The 24,062-nt window shown below is 68.1% G+C and carries 17 protein-coding genes and 1 tRNA gene; 4 read left to right on the top strand and 14 right to left on the bottom strand.

Annotated features, from left to right (window positions below):
• Window positions 1–20: 20 nt before the first annotated feature.
• Window positions 21–3,815 (top strand): CHAT domain-containing protein, encoded by a 3,795-nt coding sequence (locus AC5JJ2_RS09060; RefSeq protein WP_495857657.1) that lies wholly within the window; start codon window positions 21–23, stop codon window positions 3,813–3,815.
• A 46-nt stretch (window positions 3,816–3,861) separates the two neighbouring features.
• Here the strand turns inward: AC5JJ2_RS09060 and AC5JJ2_RS09065 are convergent.
• The 5 genes from AC5JJ2_RS09065 to AC5JJ2_RS09085 all read right to left on the bottom strand — a co-directional run bounded on the left by AC5JJ2_RS09065 (window position 3,862) and on the right by AC5JJ2_RS09085 (window position 8,595).
• A tRNA-Met gene (locus AC5JJ2_RS09065) sits at window positions 3,862–3,934 on the bottom strand.
• Between the two features lie 45 nt (window positions 3,935–3,979).
• The gene (locus AC5JJ2_RS09070) at window positions 3,980–6,553 is read right to left on the bottom strand and encodes a PSD1 and planctomycete cytochrome C domain-containing protein (RefSeq protein WP_495857658.1); all 2,574 of its coding nucleotides are present in this window, start codon (window positions 6,551–6,553) and stop codon (window positions 3,980–3,982) included.
• 122 nt (window positions 6,554–6,675) lie between these two features.
• Window positions 6,676–7,344, bottom strand: coding sequence for an MOSC domain-containing protein (locus tag AC5JJ2_RS09075; protein ID WP_495857659.1), 669 nt, complete (start codon window positions 7,342–7,344; stop codon window positions 6,676–6,678).
• A 17-nt stretch (window positions 7,345–7,361) separates the two neighbouring features.
• Window positions 7,362–8,048, bottom strand: a complete 687-nt coding sequence (locus tag AC5JJ2_RS09080; protein WP_495857660.1) for a hypothetical protein — start codon at window positions 8,046–8,048, stop codon at window positions 7,362–7,364.
• 148 nt (window positions 8,049–8,196) lie between these two features.
• Entirely contained in the window at window positions 8,197–8,595 is a 399-nt protein-coding gene (locus tag AC5JJ2_RS09085; protein WP_495857661.1) for a secondary thiamine-phosphate synthase enzyme YjbQ, read from the bottom strand.
• A 138-nt stretch (window positions 8,596–8,733) separates the two neighbouring features.
• On the opposite strand from AC5JJ2_RS09085, the gene AC5JJ2_RS09090 reads away from it, so the two are divergent.
• On the top strand, window positions 8,734–9,624 hold the full coding sequence (locus tag AC5JJ2_RS09090; protein ID WP_495857662.1) for an ATP-binding protein: 891 nt from the start codon (window positions 8,734–8,736) through the stop codon (window positions 9,622–9,624).
• Between the two features lie 7 nt (window positions 9,625–9,631).
• On the opposite strand, the gene AC5JJ2_RS09095 is transcribed toward AC5JJ2_RS09090, so the two are convergent.
• Genes AC5JJ2_RS09095 through AC5JJ2_RS09115 form a run of 5 tightly spaced genes read right to left on the bottom strand, consistent with a single transcriptional unit; the run spans window position 9,632 to window position 14,332 of the window.
• The gene (locus AC5JJ2_RS09095) at window positions 9,632–10,393 is read right to left on the bottom strand and encodes an SH3 domain-containing protein (protein ID WP_495857663.1); all 762 of its coding nucleotides are present in this window, start codon (window positions 10,391–10,393) and stop codon (window positions 9,632–9,634) included.
• Window positions 10,390–11,328, bottom strand: a complete 939-nt coding sequence (locus tag AC5JJ2_RS09100; protein WP_495857664.1) for a BatD family protein — start codon at window positions 11,326–11,328, stop codon at window positions 10,390–10,392. The genes AC5JJ2_RS09095 and AC5JJ2_RS09100 overlap by 4 nt, the downstream gene beginning before the upstream one ends.
• A gap of 16 nt (window positions 11,329–11,344) precedes the next feature.
• Complete coding sequence (locus AC5JJ2_RS09105; protein WP_495857665.1) at window positions 11,345–12,181, bottom strand: hypothetical protein; 837 nt, start codon at window positions 12,179–12,181, stop codon at window positions 11,345–11,347.
• A 16-nt stretch (window positions 12,182–12,197) separates the two neighbouring features.
• Window positions 12,198–13,310, bottom strand: a complete 1,113-nt coding sequence (locus AC5JJ2_RS09110; protein ID WP_495857666.1) for a vWA domain-containing protein — start codon at window positions 13,308–13,310, stop codon at window positions 12,198–12,200.
• Window positions 13,307–14,332 (bottom strand): VWA domain-containing protein, encoded by a 1,026-nt coding sequence (locus AC5JJ2_RS09115; RefSeq protein ID WP_495857667.1) that lies wholly within the window; start codon window positions 14,330–14,332, stop codon window positions 13,307–13,309. Before AC5JJ2_RS09115 ends, AC5JJ2_RS09110 begins: the two co-directional genes overlap by 4 nt.
• A gap of 161 nt (window positions 14,333–14,493) precedes the next feature.
• On the opposite strand from AC5JJ2_RS09115, the gene AC5JJ2_RS09120 reads away from it, so the two are divergent.
• The gene (locus tag AC5JJ2_RS09120; RefSeq protein ID WP_495857668.1) at window positions 14,494–15,681 is read left to right on the top strand and encodes a patatin-like phospholipase family protein; all 1,188 of its coding nucleotides are present in this window, start codon (window positions 14,494–14,496) and stop codon (window positions 15,679–15,681) included.
• 4 nt (window positions 15,682–15,685) lie between these two features.
• Here AC5JJ2_RS09120 and AC5JJ2_RS09125 read toward each other — a convergent pair whose 3' ends face one another.
• From AC5JJ2_RS09125 to AC5JJ2_RS09135, 3 genes are read right to left on the bottom strand one after another with little or no spacing between them, the layout of a single operon-like run.
• Complete coding sequence (locus tag AC5JJ2_RS09125; protein WP_495857669.1) at window positions 15,686–17,653, bottom strand: redoxin family protein; 1,968 nt, start codon at window positions 17,651–17,653, stop codon at window positions 15,686–15,688.
• 37 nt (window positions 17,654–17,690) lie between these two features.
• The gene (locus AC5JJ2_RS09130) at window positions 17,691–19,112 is read right to left on the bottom strand and encodes a DUF1501 domain-containing protein (RefSeq protein WP_495857670.1); all 1,422 of its coding nucleotides are present in this window, start codon (window positions 19,110–19,112) and stop codon (window positions 17,691–17,693) included.
• 20 nt (window positions 19,113–19,132) lie between these two features.
• Window positions 19,133–21,628, bottom strand: a complete 2,496-nt coding sequence (locus AC5JJ2_RS09135) for a PSD1 and planctomycete cytochrome C domain-containing protein (RefSeq protein WP_495857671.1) — start codon at window positions 21,626–21,628, stop codon at window positions 19,133–19,135.
• A 156-nt stretch (window positions 21,629–21,784) separates the two neighbouring features.
• On the opposite strand from AC5JJ2_RS09135, the gene AC5JJ2_RS09140 reads away from it, so the two are divergent.
• Entirely contained in the window at window positions 21,785–22,747 is a 963-nt protein-coding gene (locus tag AC5JJ2_RS09140; RefSeq protein WP_495857672.1) for an aldo/keto reductase, read from the top strand.
• A gap of 1 nt (window position 22,748) precedes the next feature.
• Here the strand turns inward: AC5JJ2_RS09140 and AC5JJ2_RS09145 are convergent, their stop codons facing one another.
• Window positions 22,749–23,969: an NYN domain-containing protein gene (locus AC5JJ2_RS09145; protein WP_495857673.1), complete on the bottom strand. Its 1,221-nt coding sequence runs from the start codon at window positions 23,967–23,969 to the stop codon at window positions 22,749–22,751.
• Window positions 23,970–24,062: the final 93 nt, after the last annotated feature.

The raw sequence follows: 24,062 nt of genomic DNA on the forward strand, positions 1-24,062 counted from the left end.
GCCCACTTTGGTGACTCGACATGACCTGTATGTTCTCGCTCGTCGTGGCGTTGTGCGTTCCCGCCCAGGCGTCGGAAGACCCGCTCGCGGCGTTCAAGCGGGCCGAGGAACACTTCGCCGCCGACCGCCCCGCGCTGGCCGAGCCGCTCTACCAGGCCGCCCTCAAGGCGAAGGATGCGTTCACCGTCCGCCGGTCCTACGAGCGGCTCATGGCCCTCTACATCAAGTCGGCCCGCGCGGACAAGGCGGTCCGGATCGCCGGGCCGTTCCGCGAGTGGCTGAACAAGGTCGGCGACGCGGCCACGACCCGGCAACTCGATGTCGTCTGCGGCGAGTGCTACCTCGAACTCGCGCTCTACGACGAGGCGGAAGCGGCGTTCGCCGCGGCCCTGACGGGGAAGGCGGACCTGCTCGGCGACTTCACCCTCCGGGCGTACCGGGGCCGCGTCGAGGTCGCCCGGGGGCGGCGGACGGACGACGTGAGGAAACGGTGGCAGGAACTCGAAGACGCCGCGGCCGCGATCCGGCGGGCCGCCGGGCGGGACGGGGACGTGCCGTTGCGGATCGCGGCCGACCGCGAGCGGGCCGAGGCCGTCAACGCCCGCGGCGACGCGGCCCTGGCCCTGGCGCTTCTCGCCGAACTACCGGCCCTGCACGACAAGCTCGGCGACCCTCTCGGCCGGCGGGACACCCAGCGGCTGCGGGCGAACGTCCTGGCCGCGGGCGGCCGGTACGCGGAGGCGGTCCCGTTCTACCGCGAGGCGATTGACGTTCACAAACGGAACCGGCCGAAGCTGCAGATGGTCGTCGGCGACATCCTCGTGGACTGGTCCATTGCCGCGGCCGCGGCCGGGAAGCGGACCGAGGCCACGGACCTACGGACGCAGGCGGCGGCTGAGTACCAGGCGATCATCACCGCTTCGTCGGCAACGAAGGCCGACGCCGCCGACCCGGAGAGTGCGTTCGGCGCGTTCGTGAAGTTGCAACTGGTCACTAGCGCCGCCCGGCAGTTTCGCAAGGCACTCGACCTGTCCCGAGAGGCCGGGGAGCGGTGGGCCGGCGACCAGATCGTGGACGGCCGCCTGTCCCGAGATCAGGGCTTGATGGAGTTACTGACCGCTTCGTACCCGGTGGCCCGTGACTTACTTCAGAAGTCATTGAAGGAACTTGAGGCCGCCGACCCGCCGGACCTGCGGGCGGTGACGCTGGTGCTGACCAACCTTTCCGCCGCCGAACTGGCACTGGGTAACGCCGACGAGGCCGAGCGATACGTGGCCCGCTGCGACGAACTGTACAGAACCCGCGGACTTCCGGACGATCCCGTGCGGGCCTTAAACGAATACCACGCGGGCTGGGCTGCGATGATGCGGGGCGGCTTCGCCGATGCCGTCGCCCGGTTCCGAACCGGTCTGATCGTCTGCGACCGGGTCGGCGCGGGGACGGACCCGATCCGCTTCAACTTGTGGCTCAACGTCGCGATCATCTACAAAGAACAGGGGGAGTTTCCCGCGGCCTCGGGGGCCCTTGAGCAGGCGGCGAAATCGTTGGCCAAGTTCGCGGAATCCGGCGACATCACCGTCGGGTGGATCGCGGCCGTTCGGGCCTCGATCGAGTTGTACCAAGGCAAGCTCCGATCCGCGATGGCCCACGTTCCCCACATCGAGGCCGCGTGCGAGGCCAACGGCATTACCGGCGGCTACCTCGTCTCCACGGCCCGACACGTCCGGGCGAGGGACAAGCTGGACCGGCGGGATTTGACGGCCGCCGCCAAGATTTGGACCGAGGAGGCCGCCCGGCAGCGGAAGGAACGGGACGTACAACTCGACCGGTCACTCAACTACATGGGAATCGTTTCCGAACTGCAAGGCCGCGACACGGAAGCGAAAGCCTTCTTCGAAGAGGCTAGGTCGTTTCAGGCATCCCTCCGGCGGTGCCCGCCCGTGAACCGCTGCCTCACCCTCTGGCGCCTGTCCGTGCTGGCCGATAAGGCCGGAAATCGTGCGGACGCGAAGAAGCTGGCCGCCGAGGTGTTCGACGTGGCCGACCGCGCCCGGCTGAACACGTTCGGCGAGGCGGCCCAGCGGGCAGAGTTCTACTCGCAGTTCAATCCGGTTTTCGAGCAACTGGCCCGATGGCACGCCCGCGACGGCGAGGCCGACGGGCTGCTCCGCGTCATCACCCGAAGCCGGAGCCGCACGCTGCTCGATCAGGTACTGGCCGCGGGCGTCGATCCCCGCGACCGGCTGACCGGACCGGACCGGGAGACGCTGCTGCGACGCGAGGGCACGGTTCGTCAGCTGGTCTCGCAACTCCGGGCGAAGGCCCAGTTCCTCGCGGCCGACGACCCGACGGCGAAGGACGTGGTCGCGAAGCTGGACGCGGCACAGAAGGAGTACGCCGACGCCTGGCGGGAGATCGTGAACGCGGACCCGGTGACCCGCGCGCTCACGGACCGCGGCATGACCGACGGCACGCCGACCGGGTTACCGAAGGACCCCAACCTCCGCGGCACCGCCGTCCTGGCGTACATCGTCGGCCGCGACGAGAGCTACGCCGTGCTCTCCCTCGGAGGCGACCGGCCGGCGGAACTCTTCAAGCTGGTCGTTCCGCAACAGTTGGCCGAAGCCGTCGGCGACGTTCCGCCCGGCCGGCCGACCTACGTGGCGACCCGCCGCGGGATCGTCGTCGTGCCGCTACAACCGCAGCCCGAACAGCCGCCGCCGGCCGCCGGGCCGCGAATCCCGCTCACGGGCACGGCGGCGACTCGCCTGGTCGACCACTACCTGCGTCAAATCACGGACGAGGCGTTCACGCCGGCGCGGGGCATCGCGATCGTGCCGAAGTCGCCGGCCGGCCCGGTCAAGGCGGCGCGAGCCGAAACCCTCGGCGACGTGGCGCTTCCCGCGGCCCTCCGCGACCGGCTGCGGGCGGGCGGGGCCGAACGACTCGTCGTCATCCCGGACGGGGCGTTCCACAAGATTCCGTTCGAGTGCCTCGTCGTCTCGACGGCGGCGGGGCCGCGGTACGCCCTCGACGAACTTCCGCCGATGGTGTACGCGCCGTCCCCGGCCGTCTTGGCCGCGGTGATGGCCCGGCCGAAGCCGACCGGCCCGACGACGCTCCTGACCGTCGGCGACCCGGCCTACGGGCAGGGCGGGAAGGCCGATGACAACAAAGTCGCCCGGCGGGACGCGGGGGCGATCAACTTCCGCGGCTCCTTGCCGCCCTTGCCGTTTTCGTCCGTCGAAAGCCGGCGGATCGGTGAGGTGTTCGCGAAGGAACAGGTCACGTCGCTAGTCGGCGATCGGGCGACGGAGAAGGCGGTCGTTGGGGCGATGGCGGATAAGCGGTTCGTCCACCTCGCGGCCCACGGGTTCGCGGACGAGCGGTTCGGCAACCTGTTCGCGGCCGTCGCGCTCGCCCCGCCGCAAGGCGGCGCGAGCGTGGCCGACGACGACGGCTTCCTCTCGCTGCACGAAATCCACCGGCTGAGGCTGACCGGCTGCGAGTTGACGGTGTTAAGTGCCTGCACCACGAACGTCGGCCCGCAGCGGCCGCTCGAGGCGGGCGTTACGCTGGCCGGGGCGTTCCTGTGTGCCGGGTCGCGGCGGGTGGTGGCCAGCTGCTGGTCGGTGGACGACCAGGCGACGGCCGAGATGATGGCGACGTACTTCAAGCTGGTAAAGCCCGGACGGCCGGGCGGAATGCCTTACCCGGAAGCGATGAAGGCCGCCCGGCTCGCCGTCCGCAGCACCCGCGGCTGGGAGTCGCCGTTCTACTGGGCCTCGTTCGTGTTCGTCGGCGCGCCGGACTGACGGCCCGGAAATGACGCGACCACTCCGTTCGGAGTGGTCGTTCGAGTAGCGGGGGCCGGGTTTGAACCGGCGACCCATCGCTTATGAAGCGATTGCTCTAACCACTGAGCTACCCCGCCCGCTCCCTGAAGTTTATCGGCCGATCCGCGGCCGACAAGACGCCGTCAGTCGAGGTAGACGAACTCGTTCGCGTTCAACAGTAACAAGGCGTACCGCGCCAGGGCCTGCTCGTCGGTCAGCCCGAACTTCTCCTTCAACTGGCCCACGAACGCCGCGTCCTTCTGCCGCTCCGCGTCGGTCGGCACACGGGCCGTCGTCAGCCGGATCGCGCGGTCGATCTGCTGCTTGAGGTCGCCGTTCTCCTTCGATAGCCGGGCGGCGAACGCCGCGGCCATCTCGTTCGTGAACTCGCTGTTCAACATCCCCAGGGCCTGCGTCGGAACCGTCGTCGTGTACCGCACCGGGCAGCTCGAGTCGGTGTCCGCTTGGTCGTGGTTGATCAGGATCGGGACCTGCAGTGATCGCTTCACGCTCGCGTACACGCTCCGGCGGTTGCCGGCCTCGTGGGTCTGCGGGTCGTAGCCGCCGCCCCGCGTCTTCAGCCACCCCTGGCCGGGAACCGACTGCCCGGCCAGCACCTCCTGGGGAATCTTCGGGAACACGCTCGGGCCGAACATCTCGGACTTCAGCTTACCGCTGACGCTCAGGATCGAGTCGCGGACTTCCTCGGCCAACAGCCGCCGCATGTTGAACCGCCAGAACAGCGTGTTCGCCGGGTCGGCGGCGAGGGTCTTCTCGGCCCCGGCCGAGGACATCTGGTACGCCTTCGAGGTCATGATGAGCCGGTGCATCCGCTTCAGCGTCCAGGCGTCGCCGGCGGCGGACCAGGGCTGCCCGGCCGTCGGCTCGACGAACTCGCGGGCCAGCCAGTCAAGTAGTTCCGGGTGCGTGGCCGGCTCGCCGAGTTTGCCGAAGTCGCTCGGCGACGGGACGATGCCGCGGCCGAAGTGGTGCTGCCAGACGCGGTTGACCATCACCCGCGCGGTCAGCGGGTTGTCCTTCGACGCGATCCAGTTCGCCAACACCGTGCGGCGGCCGCTCGTCCTCGCGCCCCGCTTGGCCGGCGCGATGGCCGGGTCGGGCACGCCCAACACGGTCGGGAAGCCGGGGGGGGCGACCTCCTTCTCCTTCGGGGCGTGCGGGTTGCCACGGGCGAGGACGTGGACCGGCGGCGGCGTCGGGTCGCAGTTGTTGACCGACAGCGCGAACACCTGGTTCGGCAGCGGCTTGTTCTCCAGCTCCGTCCGCTCCCGTTTCAGCCGGTTGTACGCCTTACGTTGGTCCTCGGTAAAGTGCTTCGGCAACTTCGCCACCACCTGCGGCCGGTCGATCCCCTCGGCCGCCCGTTGGTCCTCGGCCGGGAGCGTCTTGATCGCCTCGTCCTCGATGGCGACCATCTCCTTCATCAAGTCGGCGATCTTCGCCTTCCGCTGGTTTAACTCGCCCTCGTACCCCCGCCGTTGCTCGATCGCGGTGATGTCAGTCGTGTTGGTACTCGACATCGTGCCGCGTGTGTCGCTGAACGGGCGGACATCGCGGAAGAACGCGACGAGCTTGTAGTAGTCGGCCTGCGGGATCGGGTCCTTCTTGTGGTCGTGGCAGCGGGCGCAGTTGAGCGTCATCGCCAGGAACCCTTGCCCGGCCACCGTGACGAGGTCGTCGTACCCGTCGTACAGGGCCTGCTTCCCGTCGGCCGGCTCGTCGTCCCACAGGCCGAGGCGGTAGAAGCCGGTGGCGATGATCGCGTCCGCCGACTCGCCAGGGAGTTCGTCCCCGGCCAGTTGCTCGCGGACGAACTGGTCGTAGGGCTTGTCCGCGTTGAAGCTGCGGATGACGTAGTCGCGGAACCGCCACGCGAACGGCTTCGGGCCGTCCCGCTCGTACCCGTTCGTCTCGGCGTACCGGACCACGTCCAGCCAGTGCCGGCCCCACTTCTCGCCGTAATGCGGGCTGGCGAGCAACTCGTCCACGAGCTTCGCGAACGCCGTCGGCGACTTGTCCTTCACGAACGCCTCGACCTGTTCCGGCGTCGGCGGCAGGCCGGTCAGGTCGTAGTACGCCCGGCGGACGAGCGCGACCTTGTCGGCCGGGCCGTTCGCCGTCAGCCCCTTCGCGTCGAGCTTCGCCCGGATGAACGCGTCGATGGGGTTAGTCGCCGACTTGTCGCGAACGTCCGGGACCGGCGGCCGGACCACCGGCTGGTACGCCCAATACTTCTTCGCCTCCTCGGTCACGACGTTGCCGCGTTCCGGCGCGGCCGCTTCCGCCTTGCCGAGGTCGGCCGCGGAGACGGGGAGTTGTTCCTTAACCCACTTAGTCAGCGTCGCGATGTCCGCGTCCGGCAACTTCCCGCTCGGCGGCATCACGTCGCCGCCGTCGGGCCGCTTGTTGTTGACCGCGAGTAAAAGCAGGCTCTTCTCGGGCGACTTGAAATCCACCACCGACCCCGTGTCGCCGCCGGCCACCGTCGCGGACCGGGAAGCCAGGCTTAGCCCGCCCTTGATCTTCTCGCCGGACCCGTGGCACTTGAAACAGTGCTTCTGGAGCAGCGGCTTCACGTCCTTCTCGTAGAAGGCGACCTGGTCGGCGGTGAACTTCGGCGTCGGCTCGTTCGCCGCTACGGGAACGCACGTCGCCAGGACGATCAGCAGGGTGGTCGAACGGACAGAGGCCGGCATGTGGTCGAACCCTGAAAACGTGAGGGCAGTGGCGGGTCGGGGCGAATTACTCAGGAAAGCTAATTTATCCTATCCCTATTCTGATGACTCTTCAAGATAAATAGTACCACTTGTTTTCGCCGTCAGGCACTTCGTTCGATTCGGGCGTGTAAACTTTCCTTCCAACTCATTGAGAGCTCGCCGACCGCGAGCAGTTCCGCGGCCGCGACCGTGTCGTTTTTCATGTGATAGAAGACGCGGTTGGCACGGTCGATGGTCCAGTCCGGGTTCGGCCGTCGCTCGAGGACGACCGGCATCCCGGCTTCGACGACTCCGGCCAGTTTGATGCGAAAGTACCACCCGGACCGGCCGGTCGTAACGACCATCGCGGGGAGGTTCTTGATCCGCCATCGGCGGGCCAGCTTCCAGCACGGCTGCCGCGGTTGCGATACCTCGAACACACACGGGCCGATCCGCCACACGTCACCGACGCAGACGCCGGTTTCGGTCAGGTTCGCGACGGTGAAGTTCTCGCCGAACGCGCCGTGGGGCATCCGCGGGAGTTGCAGCTCGCTCAACCAACCGGAGTAGTGGTCGGCCGAGTACGCGAGGACGGCCTTGTCCGGGCCGCCGTGGTTTTCGAGGTCGGCCTGCCCGTCGCCGACGACGTTCGACCACGTCACCTCAACGGGTCCGGTGACCGGTTCCTTGAAGAACCCCGTGGTCCACGGCCGGTCCATCGGGTCGGCGGCGGCCTCGCGGCCGAAGGTTTTCGGCAGGCTGACTTGGATCGAAACCAGTGTGGGGGACATGCCGCCATTGTAGGCGGTCAGGCGGCCTTCAAGCCGGGCAGCCGCTTCCACCACGGCTCGTCGGGGACGTGCGGCTTCAACTCCGGCTCCGGCTTCTTCACCGGCTTCTTCTCGTCCTTGACGGCCTTCTTCTCCGGCCGCTCGGCCGTGACGACTTGCATCAGCACGCCGAGTAGTGTCGCGACAACGACCGCGCCGTTAACGGCCGTGGTGTTCTGGGCGACCCACTTCACGGAGTCGTAACTGGCGGAAGTTTGGGCCAGCGCGAACGCGGCGTGCCAGGAGAGGACGACGCCGAAGAAGCTCATCAGAATCATCGTCCAGAGCCGGTAGAGCAGCACGCCGAACAGCCCGCCGGCGAGGAAGACCGCCCACAGCTCCTGCCCCTGCGGGAACAGCGACTGCGCCGCGAGCCAGAGGCCGGTGCCGCCGGCGACGAACGAGAGGATTTTCGCCAGCTCGATCGCCAGCACGCCGCCGGCGAACGCGAGCAGCAGGCCCATCACGAGGATTTGCCCGCCGGCCGCGCGGCCAGAGGTCATCCCGATGACGCCGGCGAGGGTGGTGAAGCCGAACACGACCCAGAACCGGTGCCACCGCCAGCCGAACCCCCAGAGAAGGAAGCCGACGAGAATGAGGAAGACGCCCGCCCCGACGGACAGCCCCTTGAGTTCCGCGATCACGTCCGGCGAGATGAACGTCATGGCCGATTCCGTGCGGAGGTGCATTCCGAGGCGCACTGAATTTTCAGGCTACAAGCAAGGTACTCGCCCTCACTGTTACTCGTCAAGAAACCTGTGTGCCCTTTCGCCCGGTTCCGGCGAAATACTCGCCGCGGTGTCGGCTTCTCCGTCAGGACGGGACGATCTGGACCAACACGGACCGCGTGCGGGGTCCGTCGAACTCGCACAGGTAGACCCCTTGCCACGTCCCGAACACCGGCCGGCCGTCCTCGACGACGAGCGTGACGCTGCTGCCGAAGAGGCTCGCGCGGACGTGCGAGTCGCTGTTCCCCTCCGCGTGGCGGAAGCCGCGCACGTCCTTCGGGACGTGGTGGTTCAGCCAGAGCAAGATGTCGTGAACGACATCCGGGTCGGCGTTCTCCTGGATCGTGACGCCGGCCGTCGTGTGCGGCACGAACACGACGCAGAGGCCGTCCCGGACGCCCGACTCGCGGACGGCGGCGGCGACCTCGGCCGTGATCTCGACGAACTCGGCGCGGGAATTGGTGGGGATGCTGAGTCGTTTCATGGTGTTAGCGCCTCCCGGACGGGCGACTTTCGGCCGTGGGGCTGTTTTAGTCCGCCGGGTGATTCTCAGCGGGAGTTGATGTACAATCGGCTGCGATGTCCCGCCGCGCGGGACGCCCCGAGGCTCAAGGCTCCCGCCATGTCCAAGATTCTGCTGGTGGACGACAACGACGAGCTGCGGCGGGAGTTGGAGCGGATTCTCGCCGCGGCCGGGCACGCCGTCGTCCACGCCGGGGACGGCAAGGAGGCGCTCGATGCCGCGGCGTTGGACGCCCCGGAGGTGGTCATCACCGACGTTCACATGCCGGAACTGGACGGCATCTCGCTGGTCGCCGCGTTGAAGCAAGAGTTGCCGACCGTACCCGTGCTGGTGATGACGGAGTTCGGCAGCGAGGAACTCGCCGTCCGCGCCCTGCGGGCCGGGGCGTCGAACTACCTGCCGAAGCGGAACCTCGCGCGTGACGTGCTCGAAGTCCTGGACGAACTGCTTTCGGTGGCCGCGTCGCAGGCGCAGCAGGCCGTGTTCCTCGGCCGGATGACGGCGGTGGAGCACGAGTTCGTCCTCGAGAACAACCCGGACCTGGTCCCGCACGTCGTCTCGCACGTCGAGTCAATGATGCGGCAGATGCGGCAGTTCGACGACTCCGCGCGGATGCAGGTGGGCGTCGCCGTCCACGAGGCGGTCACGAACGCCATCGTTCACGGGAACCTCGAAATCAGTTCCGAGTTGAAGGACGGCGACTGGGACGTGTACCACGAAACCGTGGCCCGGCGGGCGACGGATGCGTCCTACCGGGACCGGCGGGTGACGATCACCGTGCGGGCCACCCGCGAGCCGACGCTCCTGATCCGCGTGAAAGACGAGGGGAACGGGTACAACCCGGCGAAACTCCCGGACCCGACCGACCCGGTGAACATGGTGAAGGGCTGCGGCCGCGGGCTGCTGCTGATCCGCACGTTCTTCGATTCGGTAACCCACAACCCGAAGGGGAACGAGATCACGATGGTCAAGCGGGGGAAGGCCGGCTGACGGCCCGTCACCTCGGTAGCGCGGCCGCCTGGTCGATCCAGCCCGTCGCCCCGCCCGGCACTTCGACCTGAACCCATCCGCCTCGCCGGCCGACCTCACGCAGCTCCGCTCCCGCCGGCAGCGGCTCGACGATTCGGGTCGGGTACGTCGGGCCGTTCCCTTTCCGGAGCGTCGTTTCCGCGGACAGGATGATGACCGGGGGCGGGTCCGGGATCGAGACTTGCCACGCCATTACGGCCGCCGCGAGGAACCCGATCAGCCCGACGCCCGCGACCGGGATCGCCCACGGCGGCCGGGCCGTTAGCCGCTTCGCGAGGCCGGTCACGAGCAGCAGGCCGAACACCGCCGCGGCGAAGAAGCAATCCCACGGCGACACGCGATGGCGGAGGCCGTCCGTCGGGTCGGGGCGGACCCGCGACCGCGGGTCGAGCGGGTCGGGATACCGGATCGTCTCGCGGATCGCGCGGAGGTCTTGTTGAAGTTCGGCGTCGTAGGGCGCGAGGGCGAGGCCGTCGTGAATCGCCGCGACCGCGCGGGCCGTGTCGCCGGCCAGGACGTGGGACCGCGCCCGCGCGAGGGCGAGCCGCGGCGTCGCGGGGTAAGCCCCGGCCGTCTCGAACGCGGCCGCGGCCGTCCGGAAGGCGGTGCGGGCTTCGGCCGCGTCCTCGCGAGACGCCACGCCCGCGCGGAACCAGTCCGTCGCACTGCGACCCGCTTCCGCGACACCCGTGCTGACGAGAAGAATCAGGCCCACGGCCGGTGCGATCATGCCAAGCCCTCCCAGCGGAGGACCAACTCGCGGGCCTGCCCGACGACGGACATTCCGCCGTCCGTCGGCCCGCCGAACCGGGCGGCGTCGCACTTGCGAAGAAGTTCCACCACGGCGACCACCCGCTCCTCCGGGACGTTGCCGGCCCGCATCGCGGCCTCCACGTCACTCGGCACGGCCGGGCCAGCGGGCAGCCCGAACCGCTCGACGAGGTAGTTCCGCAGTACCGCCGCCGCCCGGGCCGGCGGGTCGGCCGAGCGCCCCGCGCTCGCCAACCCGTCTAGCGCCCGACGCACCGCGCGGTTCCGACGGAGCGCCGCCAGCCGCGTACCGTCCGGGTACGCCCGCTTCCAAACGGCGACCCACACGACGCCGATTACACTCAAGGCTGCGACGAGGCCCAACCAGTGTCGCCAATCGGGCGGCGCGGGTCGGGGCTTGAGAAGGTCGTCTTCGCTCGGAATCTGGAAGAACCGCTCCGGCGCTTCCAGCGGGACGGGAGCGGCGGCCGACATTTCGCGCGGTCGAACCTTCAGCGGAATCTCGTCGAGGTACTTCGTTGCCAGTTTTTGGCTCGCCGGCGAGTAGTATCCGAAGGGGATTTCGGGCACGGCCGTTTCGCCCGCTTCGCGGGGGTAAAGGCGGTACGCGAACGTCACGCGGTTCGTGTCCGACCCGTCCGGGCCGTTAGTGATCTGTCGGAAGCGAGCCTTGAACGTCGGGAAGCTGCCGAGGTCGGGCCGGCGGACGCGGTGCGGGTTCGCGACGCCGGCGATCGTGAGTGTCAGCGTCACGCCCCCGTCAACCGTCACGTCGGTGGGCGTCGCGGCCCAAGTCACGGCGAAGCCCGGCCCGGCGACGGCGTTGTAGAAGTTCGGGGCCGACTGGTAGATGGCCGGGGCGTCCTCGGCCGCCGCCGCGGGCGCGAACAGCACGACCAATAGTATGGCCCTACCAGTCGCGCACATTCGGCCGCTCCGGTCCCGCCCGCAGTTGTTCGTTCTGTCGCCGGGCCGCCCGCAGCCGCGCCTCCGCCCGGTCGAGCAGCCGGGTCGTGTCCTCCGGGGACAGCTTCTGCGGCGTGGCGTCGTCGCTCACCACGGGGGCGGTCCCCGCGCCGGGTTGTTGCTGGTTCGACCCCGGCGTCTGGGGCGGGTTGCCCTTCGCCTGTTGCGAACCGGGCCGGGGCGTTCGCGTGTTCCCGTTACGTTGTTCCGTCCCGGTCGGGTCGTTCGCCAGCTCCTCGGCGTTCGGCTCCTGCGGGCGGGTACCGGGCGGCTCCTCGTCGAACTGCTCGTTCGGGGTGGGCGGCGTCTGCTCTTTGGCGCGGGCCTCGTTCCAGAGTAACTTCGCGAGTTCGAGGTTGTGCCGGGCGTCGAGCGCGAGTTGGCCGTCCGCCGGAGCCGCGTCCAGGCACTGCTCGAAGCACGACACGGCGGCGCGGAGCAACTTCGCGTCCCCGCCGCGGCTCACGAGGCAGACGCCGCGGTTGTAGAGGGCCTGCACCCGGCGCTGCGGCGGGATCGCCCGGTCCTCCAGGCAGCGGAGGTAATCGAGTTCCGCGCCGCGGTAGTCGCCGAGGGAAAACGCCAGCGTCGCCCGGTTGAACGCAATGAGGCCGGGGTCGTCGCTCCGCTCCTCGGCGTGTTGAAAGAGCAGATCGGCCGCCGCGGCGTCCCCCTTGCGGACCGCGGCGTTCGCCGCGCGTAGGAGATCGACCGGCGTTCCCTGCCGCGGGGTGAAGCCGACCGCCGCGACCGCGCACAGGCTGAAAACGACTCGTCGCATGTTTCGATTGTAACCGCTACCGCTCCCGCCACCACACGAACAGGAGTAACAACCCGGCCGGGGCGAGGAACCAAGCGTACCGCTCCTTCGGCTGCGGCAGCCGCTCGTCGCCGACATCGCGGGTGGCGTTCGACTCGATCTTCGCCCGATGGAATTCGTCGAGCCGAAGTTCCTCGTCACGGGCGGGGAGGTACGCCCCGAGCGATTCGTCCGCGATGGTCTTCGCGACTTCCTCGTGCAGCCGCGTCTGGATCGGCACGCGCACGCCGTCCTTGCCGAGGACCTCCAGTTGCTCGCCGTCGCGAATAATCAAAGATTCCCTCGCCGGGTCGCCGACGCCGACAACGTGAACGGGGACGTTCGCAGCGCGGGAGACGGTGATACCGATTCGCCACTCGCGGTCCTCGGCCGGGTCGTCGCCGTCGGTCACGAGCAAGATGTCCTGAAAGCCGGGGAACCGCGGGTCGTGGGCGGCGACGGCCGCTTCGAGCGCCGCTCCGATCCGCGTGCCGGAAACGGCGTCGTCGTCGGCCGGGCGGGTTTCGGCGGGCGGGACGGTCGCGTCGAGTTCGCCGAGCTTGAAGTCGAGGTGGTCGAAGTCCGTCGTTAGCGGGACGAGCAGCTTCGGCCGCGCCGCGAAGACCACGACCGCAACGCGATGCCCGCCGCGGTTTCGCAGGGCGTCAACCAACTCCCGCGTCCCGGCGACGGCCGCCTGCCACCGGGCCATGCCGCCCCGTACGTCCTCGGCCCACATGCTGCGGCTGAAGTCGAGGACGACGACGAGGTCGCGGCCGACGGCGATGCCGCGCTCCTCGCCCTGGCCCCAACGCGGCCGTGCCACACTCAACGCGAGCAGCAACCAGACCAGGACCAACGCGAATGCTGTTAGCCGATGCGCCCGGTACGGCATCGTCTGAAGGGCGGCGACCGCGCCGAGCCGGCCGAGGGCCGCGAGCCGCCGCTGCTGCCGGCGGCGCGGTAGCCACGCGAGCAAGGTCAGTGCGAGCGGGACGACAGAGAGCCACAGCCGGTCCGGGTGGGCGAAGCGGACGCGCGCCAGGAACTCGCGGGCGTCGTTCAGCCACGCGCCGACACCAGTTTGGAACGCGAGAAGGTCGAGGCTCACGGCACGCGCCTCCAGACCGTCGTTTCCGTGATGACGAGGAGGGCGAGGCCCGCGAACGCGGCGGCCGTCAGCCACGGGAAGAGTTCGTGGTAGCGGCGGTAGTTGAAGCTGACGATCGGCCGCCGTTCCAGTTGGTCGATGGCCCGGTACACATCGCGAAGTTCGCGGCCGCCATTCGCGGTGAAACTGCTGCCGCCGGTGATGTCCGCGACGGCCTTCAGCACCTCGCGGCCGGCCTCCCGTTGGCGGCGGTCCTCCTCGTTCGCGTCCGGCTTCGGCTCGCCGCCGCAGTCGATGGTGTGGACCGTGACGCCGAGGTTGGCCGCCAACTGCGCCGCCTGCCGGGGCGTGAACGGCGCGTCCTGGCCGTCCTTCGCCGCGTTGTGCTCGCCGTCGGAGAGAAGGATCATGACCCGCTTCCGGTCCCCGCCCGCCTTCAAACGGATCAACCCTTCCGCGATGGCGTCGCCGACGTTCGTGCCCGAATCGAGGCCCGCCTCCTTCGGCTTCTGCCCCGCGAGCACGTCCAGCAAGACCGTGTGGTTGAGCGTGAGCGGGCACTCCGTGTGCGGCCACGCCGCGAACGCGACGAGGCCGATCTCGTCGCCGGACCGGCCCGCGAACGTCTCGCCGTCCGGCGTCGTCCCGCCGCCGACGAAGAACTGGAACGCCCGCTTCGCCGCCTCGATGCGGGCAACTGGCGGGCCGTCGGTCGCCCACGGGAAGTCCGTTTCGGCCATGCTGCCGGACACGTCGCAGACGAAAAGGATGGCGATCCCTTCCGTCGGCAGCCGGGTCGAGCGGTCCGGGAACCGCGGCCCGGCGAGCGCCGCGATCGCGCAAAATAGGATCAGCCCGCGCAATCCGGCGGACAGCCACCGGGCCGCCGTCGCCCGACCGGTCGGCAGTCCTGCCACCGCGGCCGCGTACCGCAGCGCGGGCTTCCGGCGGCGCAGCCACCACCAGACTACCAACGGCGCGACCGGCAGCAACGCGAGGAACCACGGCGACGCGAACGACATACCCCCACGATACACCCGCCCGCCGGAACCGGCGAGAATCCTGTTGCATTCGGTTTTCCGAGTCGCTATGGCCGGGTCGGGGAACATCACACCACGGCAGACGCGCTATGTCCACGGCCCGGCGGGTCGCAGGCCCCTTGTTTTGCGCCCATTTGCTCGCATTGGTTACGTTGGCGGGCGGGTGTGCCTACCTGCGTCAAGGGAACGAACCGCCGGACGACCTGCTCCGACGGCCGTGGAAAGAGCCGGGGAGTGAATCCGTCACGCTCCCAGAGACGGACAAGATCGTCATCGACGGGTTGGCCGCGCAATTCGCCGCGGCGACGCCGATTCCCGCCGCCGGACCGCAACGGCCCCTCAACATCCTCGCCCTCTCGGCCGGCGGGAAGTACGCCGCGTACGCGGCCGGCGTGCTGAACGGCTGGACGGCCCACGGCACGCGGCCGGAGTTCGACATCGTCACCGGCGTCAGCAGCGGCGCGATCGTGTCGCTGTTCGCGTACCTCGGGCCACAATACGACGAGAAGCTGAAATGCTTCTTCACTCAGTTCGACCAGGCAGACCTGTTCCGCTTCCGGCCCGTGCGGAACCTCATCCTCCACGGGTCGATGGCGTACCCGACCGGGCTGAAGCGGATCATCGAGGAGGAGATCGACGAGGCGACGCTGGCGGAAATCGCGGCCGCCCACCACGCCGGCCGGCGGCTGTACCTCGCGACGTTGAACGTCCACACGAAGATGCCCGTCTTTTGGGACGTGGGCGGGATCGCGAGCAGCGGTCGGCCCGACGCGCTCGACCTGGTCCGCAAGGTCATGCTCGCGGCGACGGCCGTTCCCGGCCTCCTCCCGGCCGTCGAGTTCGACATCGTCGTGGACGGCGTCCACTACAAGGAACTACACTCGGACGGCGGGCCGGTCACGCAGACGTTCGTGAAGTTCGGCCCGCACCGTTGCCCGCTACCGGGGACGAAGTGGCTGGCCGGGTCGCAGCTCTACTGCCTCGCGGCCGGCAAGATCGACCCGGACCCCGTGCCGGGGCGGATGGGCGTCGTGAAGAGGATCGGGGCCAGCGTCTCGGCGTGCCTGTACGCGCTGTACAAGGTGGAACTCTTGAAGTTGTACGCCCTGTGCGTCACGTCCGGGATGCAGTTCAACCTCGCCTCGATCCCCCAGGACACGAAACTGGACGTAGTCAGCACGCGGATCAAGGCGAGCGAGATGCGACCGCTGTACGACCTCGGGTATCGGCACGCGGTCGAGGGGAACGTCTGGCGGCAGGCCCCGCCGGGGGCGGTCACCGGCGACGAGGTCGAGCCGCGGGCCGGCACGACGTTCCGCACACTCTGGTGAGCGGTCAGTCCCGCGTCTTGCGGATGAAGTCCCAGACGCGGCCGCGGAGCTGCTCCGGCATCGCGTCGATTTCCTTCTCGTCGAGCTTCTTGTCCCCGTTCGTGTCGTACTTCCCGAGAAGTGCCGTGAACCGCTCGGGAATGGCCAGCCCGTCCTTCGGGATCATCGGCTTCTCGTCCGCCTTGAACGGCTCGACGCCCTCGGTCGCCGTATCGACGAGGTACTCGACGTACCCCAGGTGCATCTCGTCAGACGTTTGCGGCCCCCACCGGACGAGCCGCGTCGGGTCCGGGTTCGCCGGATTCTTCTCGCTGTTGTCGTACCAGACGGTGAACGTCAAGGTCGCGCCATTCGGCACACGCACCGGCTCGGCGAACACGTACCGTAGCTGCCAGTTGAAGTCGTAGTGCGGGATGTCGAGGAGCGTCGTCGTCTTCCCGTCCGGCGTTGTCATCTCGTACCGGCACGCCTTGCCGCGGACGTGCATGTGCGGCATTAGCGACCGCACGACGATGTCCGCGGGAACCTTGAGCTTGCCGACCTCCTTGTGATTACCGTCGCCCGGCGGGATGCGGATGCCGGGTTGCATGACCGCCCCGACCTTGACGGCGTGCTTCGGCGGCTGCTTCGCGAACACGAACCCGACGCGGGTTTGGTCCTCCGTCGCCTCGCCGTTCGGCGTGTAGTGAATTTGGAACCGTAGCGTCGCCCCCTTCGGCAGCTTGCGGGCGAAGCCGGGCGGCAGGACGACATGGCCGTTGCCCGGCACGTAGGCGGCGAAGTAGCCTTGGCGCTCGTCGTCCACGTTCGTTTCGACTCCGACCCGCGCCCCGGGGAGCAGCCGGCCGAGGCCCTTCTTCGGGATGACGTGAACGAGGACGTGGTGGACGACCGCCTTCGCCGTCGGCCGTACCTCGTAGGCTTCGACCCACTTGTCCTCGTCGAGGTTCGTCTCGACGATCACGTTCTGGTACGGCATCGTGCCGGTCGCTTTCACGGCGATCGGCTTCCCGATCTGGAAGATCGCGTCCGGCTTGCCGATCTGCCACTCGGCCGGCCACGCCCGCGGCCGCGGGGCGTCGAACTCGTTCCCCTTGGGCAGGTCGGACTTCAGCCACGCGAGCAGGTCGGCCTTGTCCGCCGTCGACAGCGAGCGGTCGTTCACGAACGGCGAGTGCTCGCCCGCGTTCGGCTCGGCCGCGAACCACGGCGGCATCGTCCCCTTGTCCACGACCTTGCGGATCGTGCCCTTGTGCGACACCACGTCGTCGTAGGATTCGAGCGCGAACGGCCCGACGCCGCCGGCCCGGTGGCACGTCTGGCAGTTCTCTTGAACGATCCGCGAGACGCGGTTGTGGTACGTCACCGCCGTCGTGGCCGTCGGCTTCGCCAGGTCGAGGCTGCACCCCGGCGCGGTGGTCGCTTGCACGTCCGGCTTCTTTTCCGCGAGCAGGGAATCGAGCGCGTTCTTCAGGAAGTGCGTCTTCGGCGCGTCGAGTTGGTAGCCGACGCCGTACTGGTCATCGACGGCCCCGCGGTACACGACCGTCCGGGCCGAATCGAGGACGACGACTTCCGTGGTGCTGGTGAACCCGAGCGTCGCGGCGAGCTGGCCGTTGGTGTCGTGGACGTAGCGGCCCTGGAACGGGTTGGTCGGCTTGTCGGCCTTCGTCGGGTTCACGAACAGGAACGCGACGCCTTTCGCCGCGTAGTCCTTTTCGAGCGAAGCGAGCGTCGGCGCGAACTTCTTCGAGACGGGGCAGGTCGTGTTCGTCACGGCGACGACGAGCAGCTTCTTCGCGGCCGAGTCGCCGAGGTTCCCCGCCTTCCCGGCCAGGTCTACGAACCCGGCATCGGGGACGAGCCGGCCAATGCCGCCGTCCGCGGGGCGGAGTGGCTTCGGCGCTTCCTTAACGGAATCCGCCGCGAAACCGCTCGCGGCGGCGAGGAGAAGAACGGCCAGCGGTCGCATGTCATGGCTCCGGGTCTTGGGATGCCTGAAGAACACTCTACGCGAGGATTTCTTTCACGACATTCCCCTTCACGTCGGTCAGCCGGAAGTCGCGGCCGGCGTGTCGGTACGTCAGCTTCTCGTGGTCCAGGCCGAGCAGGTGCAGCACGGTCGCGTGCCAGTCGTGGACGTGGACCTTCCCTTCGACCGCCTCGTGCCCGTAGTCGTCGGTCTTGCCGTGGACGAACCCGCCCTTCACGCCGCCGCCGGCGAACCACATCGAGTACCCCTTGCTGTTGTGGTCGCGGCCGTCCGTGCCCTGCGCGTACGGCGTGCGGCCGAACTCGCCGCCCCAAATCACGAGCGTGTCCTTCAACAGCCCGCGCTGCTTCAGGTCCGCGAGCAGCCCGGCGATCGGCTTGTCCACCGCCTCGCAGTTGTTCGCGAGGTCTTCCTTCAGGTTGCGGTGTTGGTCCCAACCGCCCTTCGTGATCTCCACGAACCGCACCCCGGCCTCGACCAGCTTACGGGCCATGAGGCACTGCCGGCCGAACCCATCGGTTCCGCCGCCGCGCCGCCCCCCGAACCCGCCGCGGTCGCCGCCGGAGCCGATGCCGTACAGCGCGAGCGTCGCCTTCGATTCCGACGCGATGTCGAGTGCCTTCGGCAACTCGGCCTGCATCCGGAACGCGAGTTCGTAGCTCTCGATCAGCCCCTCGACCCCGGGGTTCTCGCCGGTCTTCGCCAGGGCGTTCTTGTTCATCGACTGAATGAAATCCAGTTGGTCCCGCTGTTCCTTCGGCGTCTGCTTCGGGTTCTTGATGTTCTCGACGCTCGCGCCGCCGCCCCCGCCGCCGTAGGGGCCGGCCGCGCCGCCGATCTTCGTCCCCTGGTAGATGGCCGGGAGGAAGTTGTTGGCGTAGTTCGCGGGGCCGCCGTTGTTCGCCGGCGGGGCGATCGTGACGAACCCCGGCAGGTTCTCGTTCTGCGTGCCGAGGCCGTACAGCACCCACGACCCGAGGCTCGGCCGCGGGAACTGGAACATCCCGCAGTGCATCTGCAGGAACGCCTGCGGGTGGTTCGGGATGTCCGTGTGCATCCCGTTCATCACGCAGAGATCGTCGGCCTGCTTCGCCAGCTCCGGGAACAGTTCCGAGATCGGTACACCGCTGTCGCCGTGCTTTTTGAACTTCCACGGCGAGCCGAGGAGCTTGCCGCCGAACAGCCGCCCGCGGCCGCCGCTGTAGTTCTTGCCGTCGTCGGCCGTGAGCTTCGGCTTGTGGTCGAACGTGTCCACGTGGCTCGGCGCGCCTTCCATGCACAGGAAGATGACCCGCTTCGCCTTCGCCGGGAAGTGCGGGGCCTTCGGCGCGAGCGGGTTGCCGGCCTCCCGCGCGGCCGCTTGTTGCGCGAGGGCCGCGAACGCGAGGTAGCCGAATCCCGAATTCGTCGTCTGGAGCATCTGTCGTCGAGTGAACATGTCGGACTCCGGTAGGAGGTTTAGTTTCGCATGAGGAATTCCGCGCTGCCGAACATCGCCTGGCAGAACGCCGACCACGTTTCCTTCTTCGAGTGCTTCAAGGCGTACTTTGCGACGAAGTTCTCGGCCGCGAGTTGTTCCTTCCCGTTCGGCGTGCGGCCGAGGAACAGCCGGTACGCCTCGCGGATTCGCTGGCTGTCGGTGTTCGTCTTGGCGAGCAGCTTCGTCGCCGTCGCCTCGGCCTCGCGGAGGACGAACGGGTCGTTCATCAGGAACAGCGCCTGCGACGGCACGGTCGTGTTCGTCCGGTCGCCGACGATCAGGTTCGGGTCGGCGGCGTCGAACAGGGCCATCGCCTCCGGCAGGTTGTCGCGGACGATCGGCAGGTAAACCGAGCGGTGATTGCTCTCGGCCGAGGCCGGCGAACCGAACATCCCCGGCCGGCGGGCGACGGCGTACCCTTCGCCGGCGGAATGAACGGGTGACCCCTTCGCCGGGCTACGGTCGAGGTTGCCGCTGACGGCCAGGATCGAGTCGCGGATCACTTCCGCGTCGAGGCGGCCGGGCGTCATGCGCCACAGCAGCGTGTTGTCCGGGTCGGCCTCGTGGTTTGCCTTGTCGAACGTCGTCGCCAGCTTGTAAGCGTTCGTCGTCACGAGTTGGCGGATCAGTTTCTTCGTGCTCCAGCCGTTCTCCGCGAACGTCACGGCGAGGTGGTCGAGCAGCGCCGGGTTGCTGGGGGCTGCGCCGGTCGTGCCGAAGTTGTCCGGCGTGGCGACGATTCCGCGGCCGAACAGGTGCAGCCAGACGCGGTTGACGTACACGCGGGCCGTCAGCGGGTTGTCCTTCGACGCGACCCAGTTAGCGAGTTCGAGCCGCCCGCTACCGGCCTTGATCGTTGGTTGCTTGTCGGTCAGCACCTGTGGGACGCCGCGGGCCACGACCTCGCCGGGCTTATCCGGCTCCCCGCGCTGGTAGACGGGGCTATTCGCGGCACGGTAGCGGTCCCGCGTGCCCATCGCCAGCCGCTTCGGCGTGCCGTCGGTTTCGTACAGGTTCACCCTCGCTTCGAGCGTCGCAGTTTGAATCCGAAGGCGAACGCCGTTGACCGACAGGAACGAGTCCTGGATGCTCTTCTTTTGCAGGTCCGCGAGTTCGTCCTTCAGCCCCTTGAGCTGCTTCTCCAGCCGCTCGCGCTCGGCCGGCGAGATCGGCTTCAGGCCGTCGCCCTTCTCGGACTTCGGCAACGTGATGAGCGGCGACGGGTGCTGGCCCTGCACGGCCCGGATCGTGCCGTAGCACGTCTCGGTGCTGCGGAAGATGCCGGCGAGGGCGTAGTAGTCCTTCGTCGGGATCGGGTCGAACTTGTGGTCGTGGCAGCGGGCGCACGCGGCCGTTATGCCGAGGAACGCCTGGCTGAACACGTCGATCTGCTCGTCCGCGAGGTCGAGTTCAAACTGCAACCGGTTTCGCTCGTTGAGCGTCTTCGTGCCAATGGCGAGGAACCCGGTGGCGACGGTGTTCTCCTCCTTGTCGGCGTCGTCCTTCGCGGGAAGCAGGTCGCCGGCGAGCTGCTCCTTCACGAACTGGTCATACGGCTTGTCGGCGTTGAACGCGGCGATGACGTAGTCGCGATACCGCCACGCGTGCGGGTAGTTGAAGTTGACGGACTTGCCGGTCGATTCCGCGTACCGGGCCACGTCCAGCCAATGGCGGCCCCACCGCTCGCCGAAGTGCGGCGACGCGAGCAGCCGGTCCACGACCTTCTCGTAAGCGTCCGCCGACTTGTCGGTCACGAACGCTTCGACTTCCTCCGGCGTCGGCGGCAACCCGGTCAGGTCAAGGTACAGGCGGCGAAGCAGCATCGTCCTGTCCGCCGCCGCGACCGTTTTCAACCCCTTCGTCTCACGACCTTTCTCGATCAACGCATCGACTTCCTTACTGACTCCTGACTCCTGACTCCTGACTCCTGCTTTCCGCGGCGGTTGGAACGCCCAGAACTGTCGGCCCTTCTCGATGTCGATCTCGTGCTTCGCGACCTTCGCCCCGTCGCGGGGGTCCGGCGCGCCCATCTTCACCCAATCCTTGAAGTCCTCGATCACGGCGTCCGGCAGCTTCTTCTTCGGCGGCATCTGCCGCTCCTCGTCCTTCGTCGTCAGCACGTCGATGAGCAGGCTCTTGGCCGGGTTGCCGGGCGCGATCGCGGGGCCGGTGACGCCGCCGGCGCGGAGGCCGTCGCGGGTGTCGAGCGTCAATCCGGCCTTGATCTTCTCGCTGTCGGTCGCGTGGCACTTGTAGCACTGCTCGACGAGGACCGGCCGAATCTTCGCCTCGAAGAACTTCACCTGCTCGGCCGTCGGCTTGTCGGCGAATGCCTTCGCCGCGGGGTCCGGCCGGGCCGCGTCGTCCTTCTTCTTGAACGGATTGAGCCGCGGCTTCTTGGCGTCCTGGGCCGCGAGCGGCAGGGCGATCACGACGGCGAGAAACAGCGGGAGCTGGAGAAGTTTTGCAGGCATGGCCGATGGTCCCGGTGCGGACGTGGACGCGATAGCACTCTAAACGCAGGACGCGCCAAATTATTACTCTCACGGTCGGGAAAACTTCGTGAGAGCCGGCGGGCGGGCGGTTCATATTCAATCTTCACGCCCGGCAACACACCAGGAGCTTCCCCCGTGCAAACCCGACCACTCGGCAACAGCGACCTGCACATCACGCCCATCGGGTTCGGAGCGTGGGCCATCGGCGGTGGCGGGTGGGCGTTCGCCTGGGGGCCGCAGGACGACAAGGATTCGGTCGCCGCGATCCACGAGGCCATCGACCTCGGCATCAACTGGATCGACACCGCCGCCGTGTACGGTCTGGGGAAGTCGGAGGAGGTTGTCGCGAAGGCACTGGAGGGCGTGAGGAGCCGGCCCTACGTGTTCACGAAATGCGGCCGCGTGTGGGACGAGACGCGAACCATCGGCAAGCGGCTGAAGGCTGACTCGGTCCGCCGCGAATGTGAGGCGAGCCTGATGCGGTTGAAGCTCGACGTGATCGATCTGTACCAGGTCCACTGGCCGGAGCCTGACGAGGACGTGGAGGAGGGGTGGGCCGAGGTCGCGAAGCTGCGACAGGAGGGGAAGGTCCGCTGGATCGGCGTGTCGAACTTTAACGCGAGCCAGATGCAGCGCGCGGCGAAGGTCTCGCCGATCACGTCGCTCCAGCCGCCGTACTCGATGATCCGCCGCGAGATCGAGGCCGAGATTCTGCCGCACTGCCTGAAGGAGAATATCGGCGTCATCGCCTACTCGCCGATGCAGTCCGGGCTGCTGACTGGGACGTGGACCCGCGAGCGGATCGCCGCGCTGCCGGCCGACGATTGGCGGAAGGAGAAGAACAAATGGTTCCAGGAGCCGCTGTTGTCCAAGAACCTGGCGCTCGTCGAGTTGCTGAAGCAGATCGGAACCGCGGCCGGGAAGTCGCCGGGCGAGGTGGCTGTCGCGTGGGTGTTGCGTCACCCGGCAGTGACGGCCGCCATCGTCGGCTCGCGGAAGACCGGGCAATTGAAGGAACTGATGGGGGCCGCCGACTGGCGATTGTCGGCGGCGGACGAGCATCGGATCGAAGAATTCTTGAAGCGGGAAGGAATCTAATTCACTCTAAATCCAGCCCCGCGCCGAAGCCGTTCGTCATCTCCGGCGGCATCGGCGGGGTCTTCGGCTGCTCCTTCACCGGCGCGGCCGGACGGCGGCGCGGGGCTTCCTCCCGTGGCTTCGGCTCGCGGGCGGGTTCGACCGGCGCGGCCTTCGTCACCGATTTCGCGATTTCGGCGACCGGCGCGGCCTTTGCTATTGGCTTTGCGATTTCGGCGACCGGCGCGGCCTCGGCCGGCTTTGCTGCCACCCGCGGCCGGTACGTCGGCACGTCGTTCAAATCTTCGGCCGCGTCATCGTCGGCCGAGGTCGCCGGCAAGGGCTTTGCCGGGCGTTCCGCCCGGCCGCGGCCATCGCCCCGGCCTCTGCCCCGAGCGTTCCGCCCGCCGCGGTCCCGGCCGCCGTCCTTCGCCGCCGCCGACTCCTCGCGTTCCCGCTTCGGCGTCTTCGGCTCGTTGCCGAACCGCACGACCACATACGTCCCGCTGCTCTTGCTCTTCTCGATGTCGAGTAGCCCCTGCTTCTGCGCGTCCTCCAGCAGTTCGCTGAACGTGTTGTACCCGTAGTACCCCTCGTTGAACGACGGCTTCTTCCGCTTCATCGTGTCCTTGACCATCGACGAGTAAATCAGTTCCTTGTTCTCCCGCCGCAGGGCCAAGAGCGAGTCCATCAGGAGCGAGAACATCTTCTGCTTCTGCTCCGACACCGACTCCGGCACGGCCGGCTTGATGACCTGCTGCTCGCGCTTCAGGTCCTCGTAGTAGATGAACTCGTCACAGTTGTCCCGGAGTAACTCCGACGTGGCGTTCGCCAACCCGAGGCCGATAACGTGCTTGCCGAGTTCCTTCAACTTCGACACGAGCGGCGAGAAGTCGCTGTCGCCGGAGACGATGCAGAACGTGTCGATGTGATCCTTCGAGTACGCGAGGTCGATCGCGTCCACCACGAGCCGGATGTCCGCGGAGTTCTTGCCCGTCTGCGACCGCTTGGGAATCTCGATCAACTCGATGGCCGCCTCGTGGAGCGGGCCGGTGTACGTGCCGAACCGGCTCCAGTCGCAGTACGCCTTTTTGACGACGATCTTCCCCTTCTCGACGAGCCGCTCGAGGACGCGGGTGATCTCGAACCGGTCGCGGCGGCCGTTGAACCCGTGGGCGAGGTTCTCGAAGTCGATGAAGACCGCGAGGGCGTGCTCTTTTTCTTCGTTCCGTTGTGTCTTCATTGGGGGTGCGGTGAAGGGAGGATTCGTTGCTGGGTATTGTGCGAACCGGGGGCCGGCTTCGACAACCGAAGTTTCCGCGGAATGTCCGGACGG

The sequence above is a fragment of the Limnoglobus sp. genome (assembly GCF_059499385.1).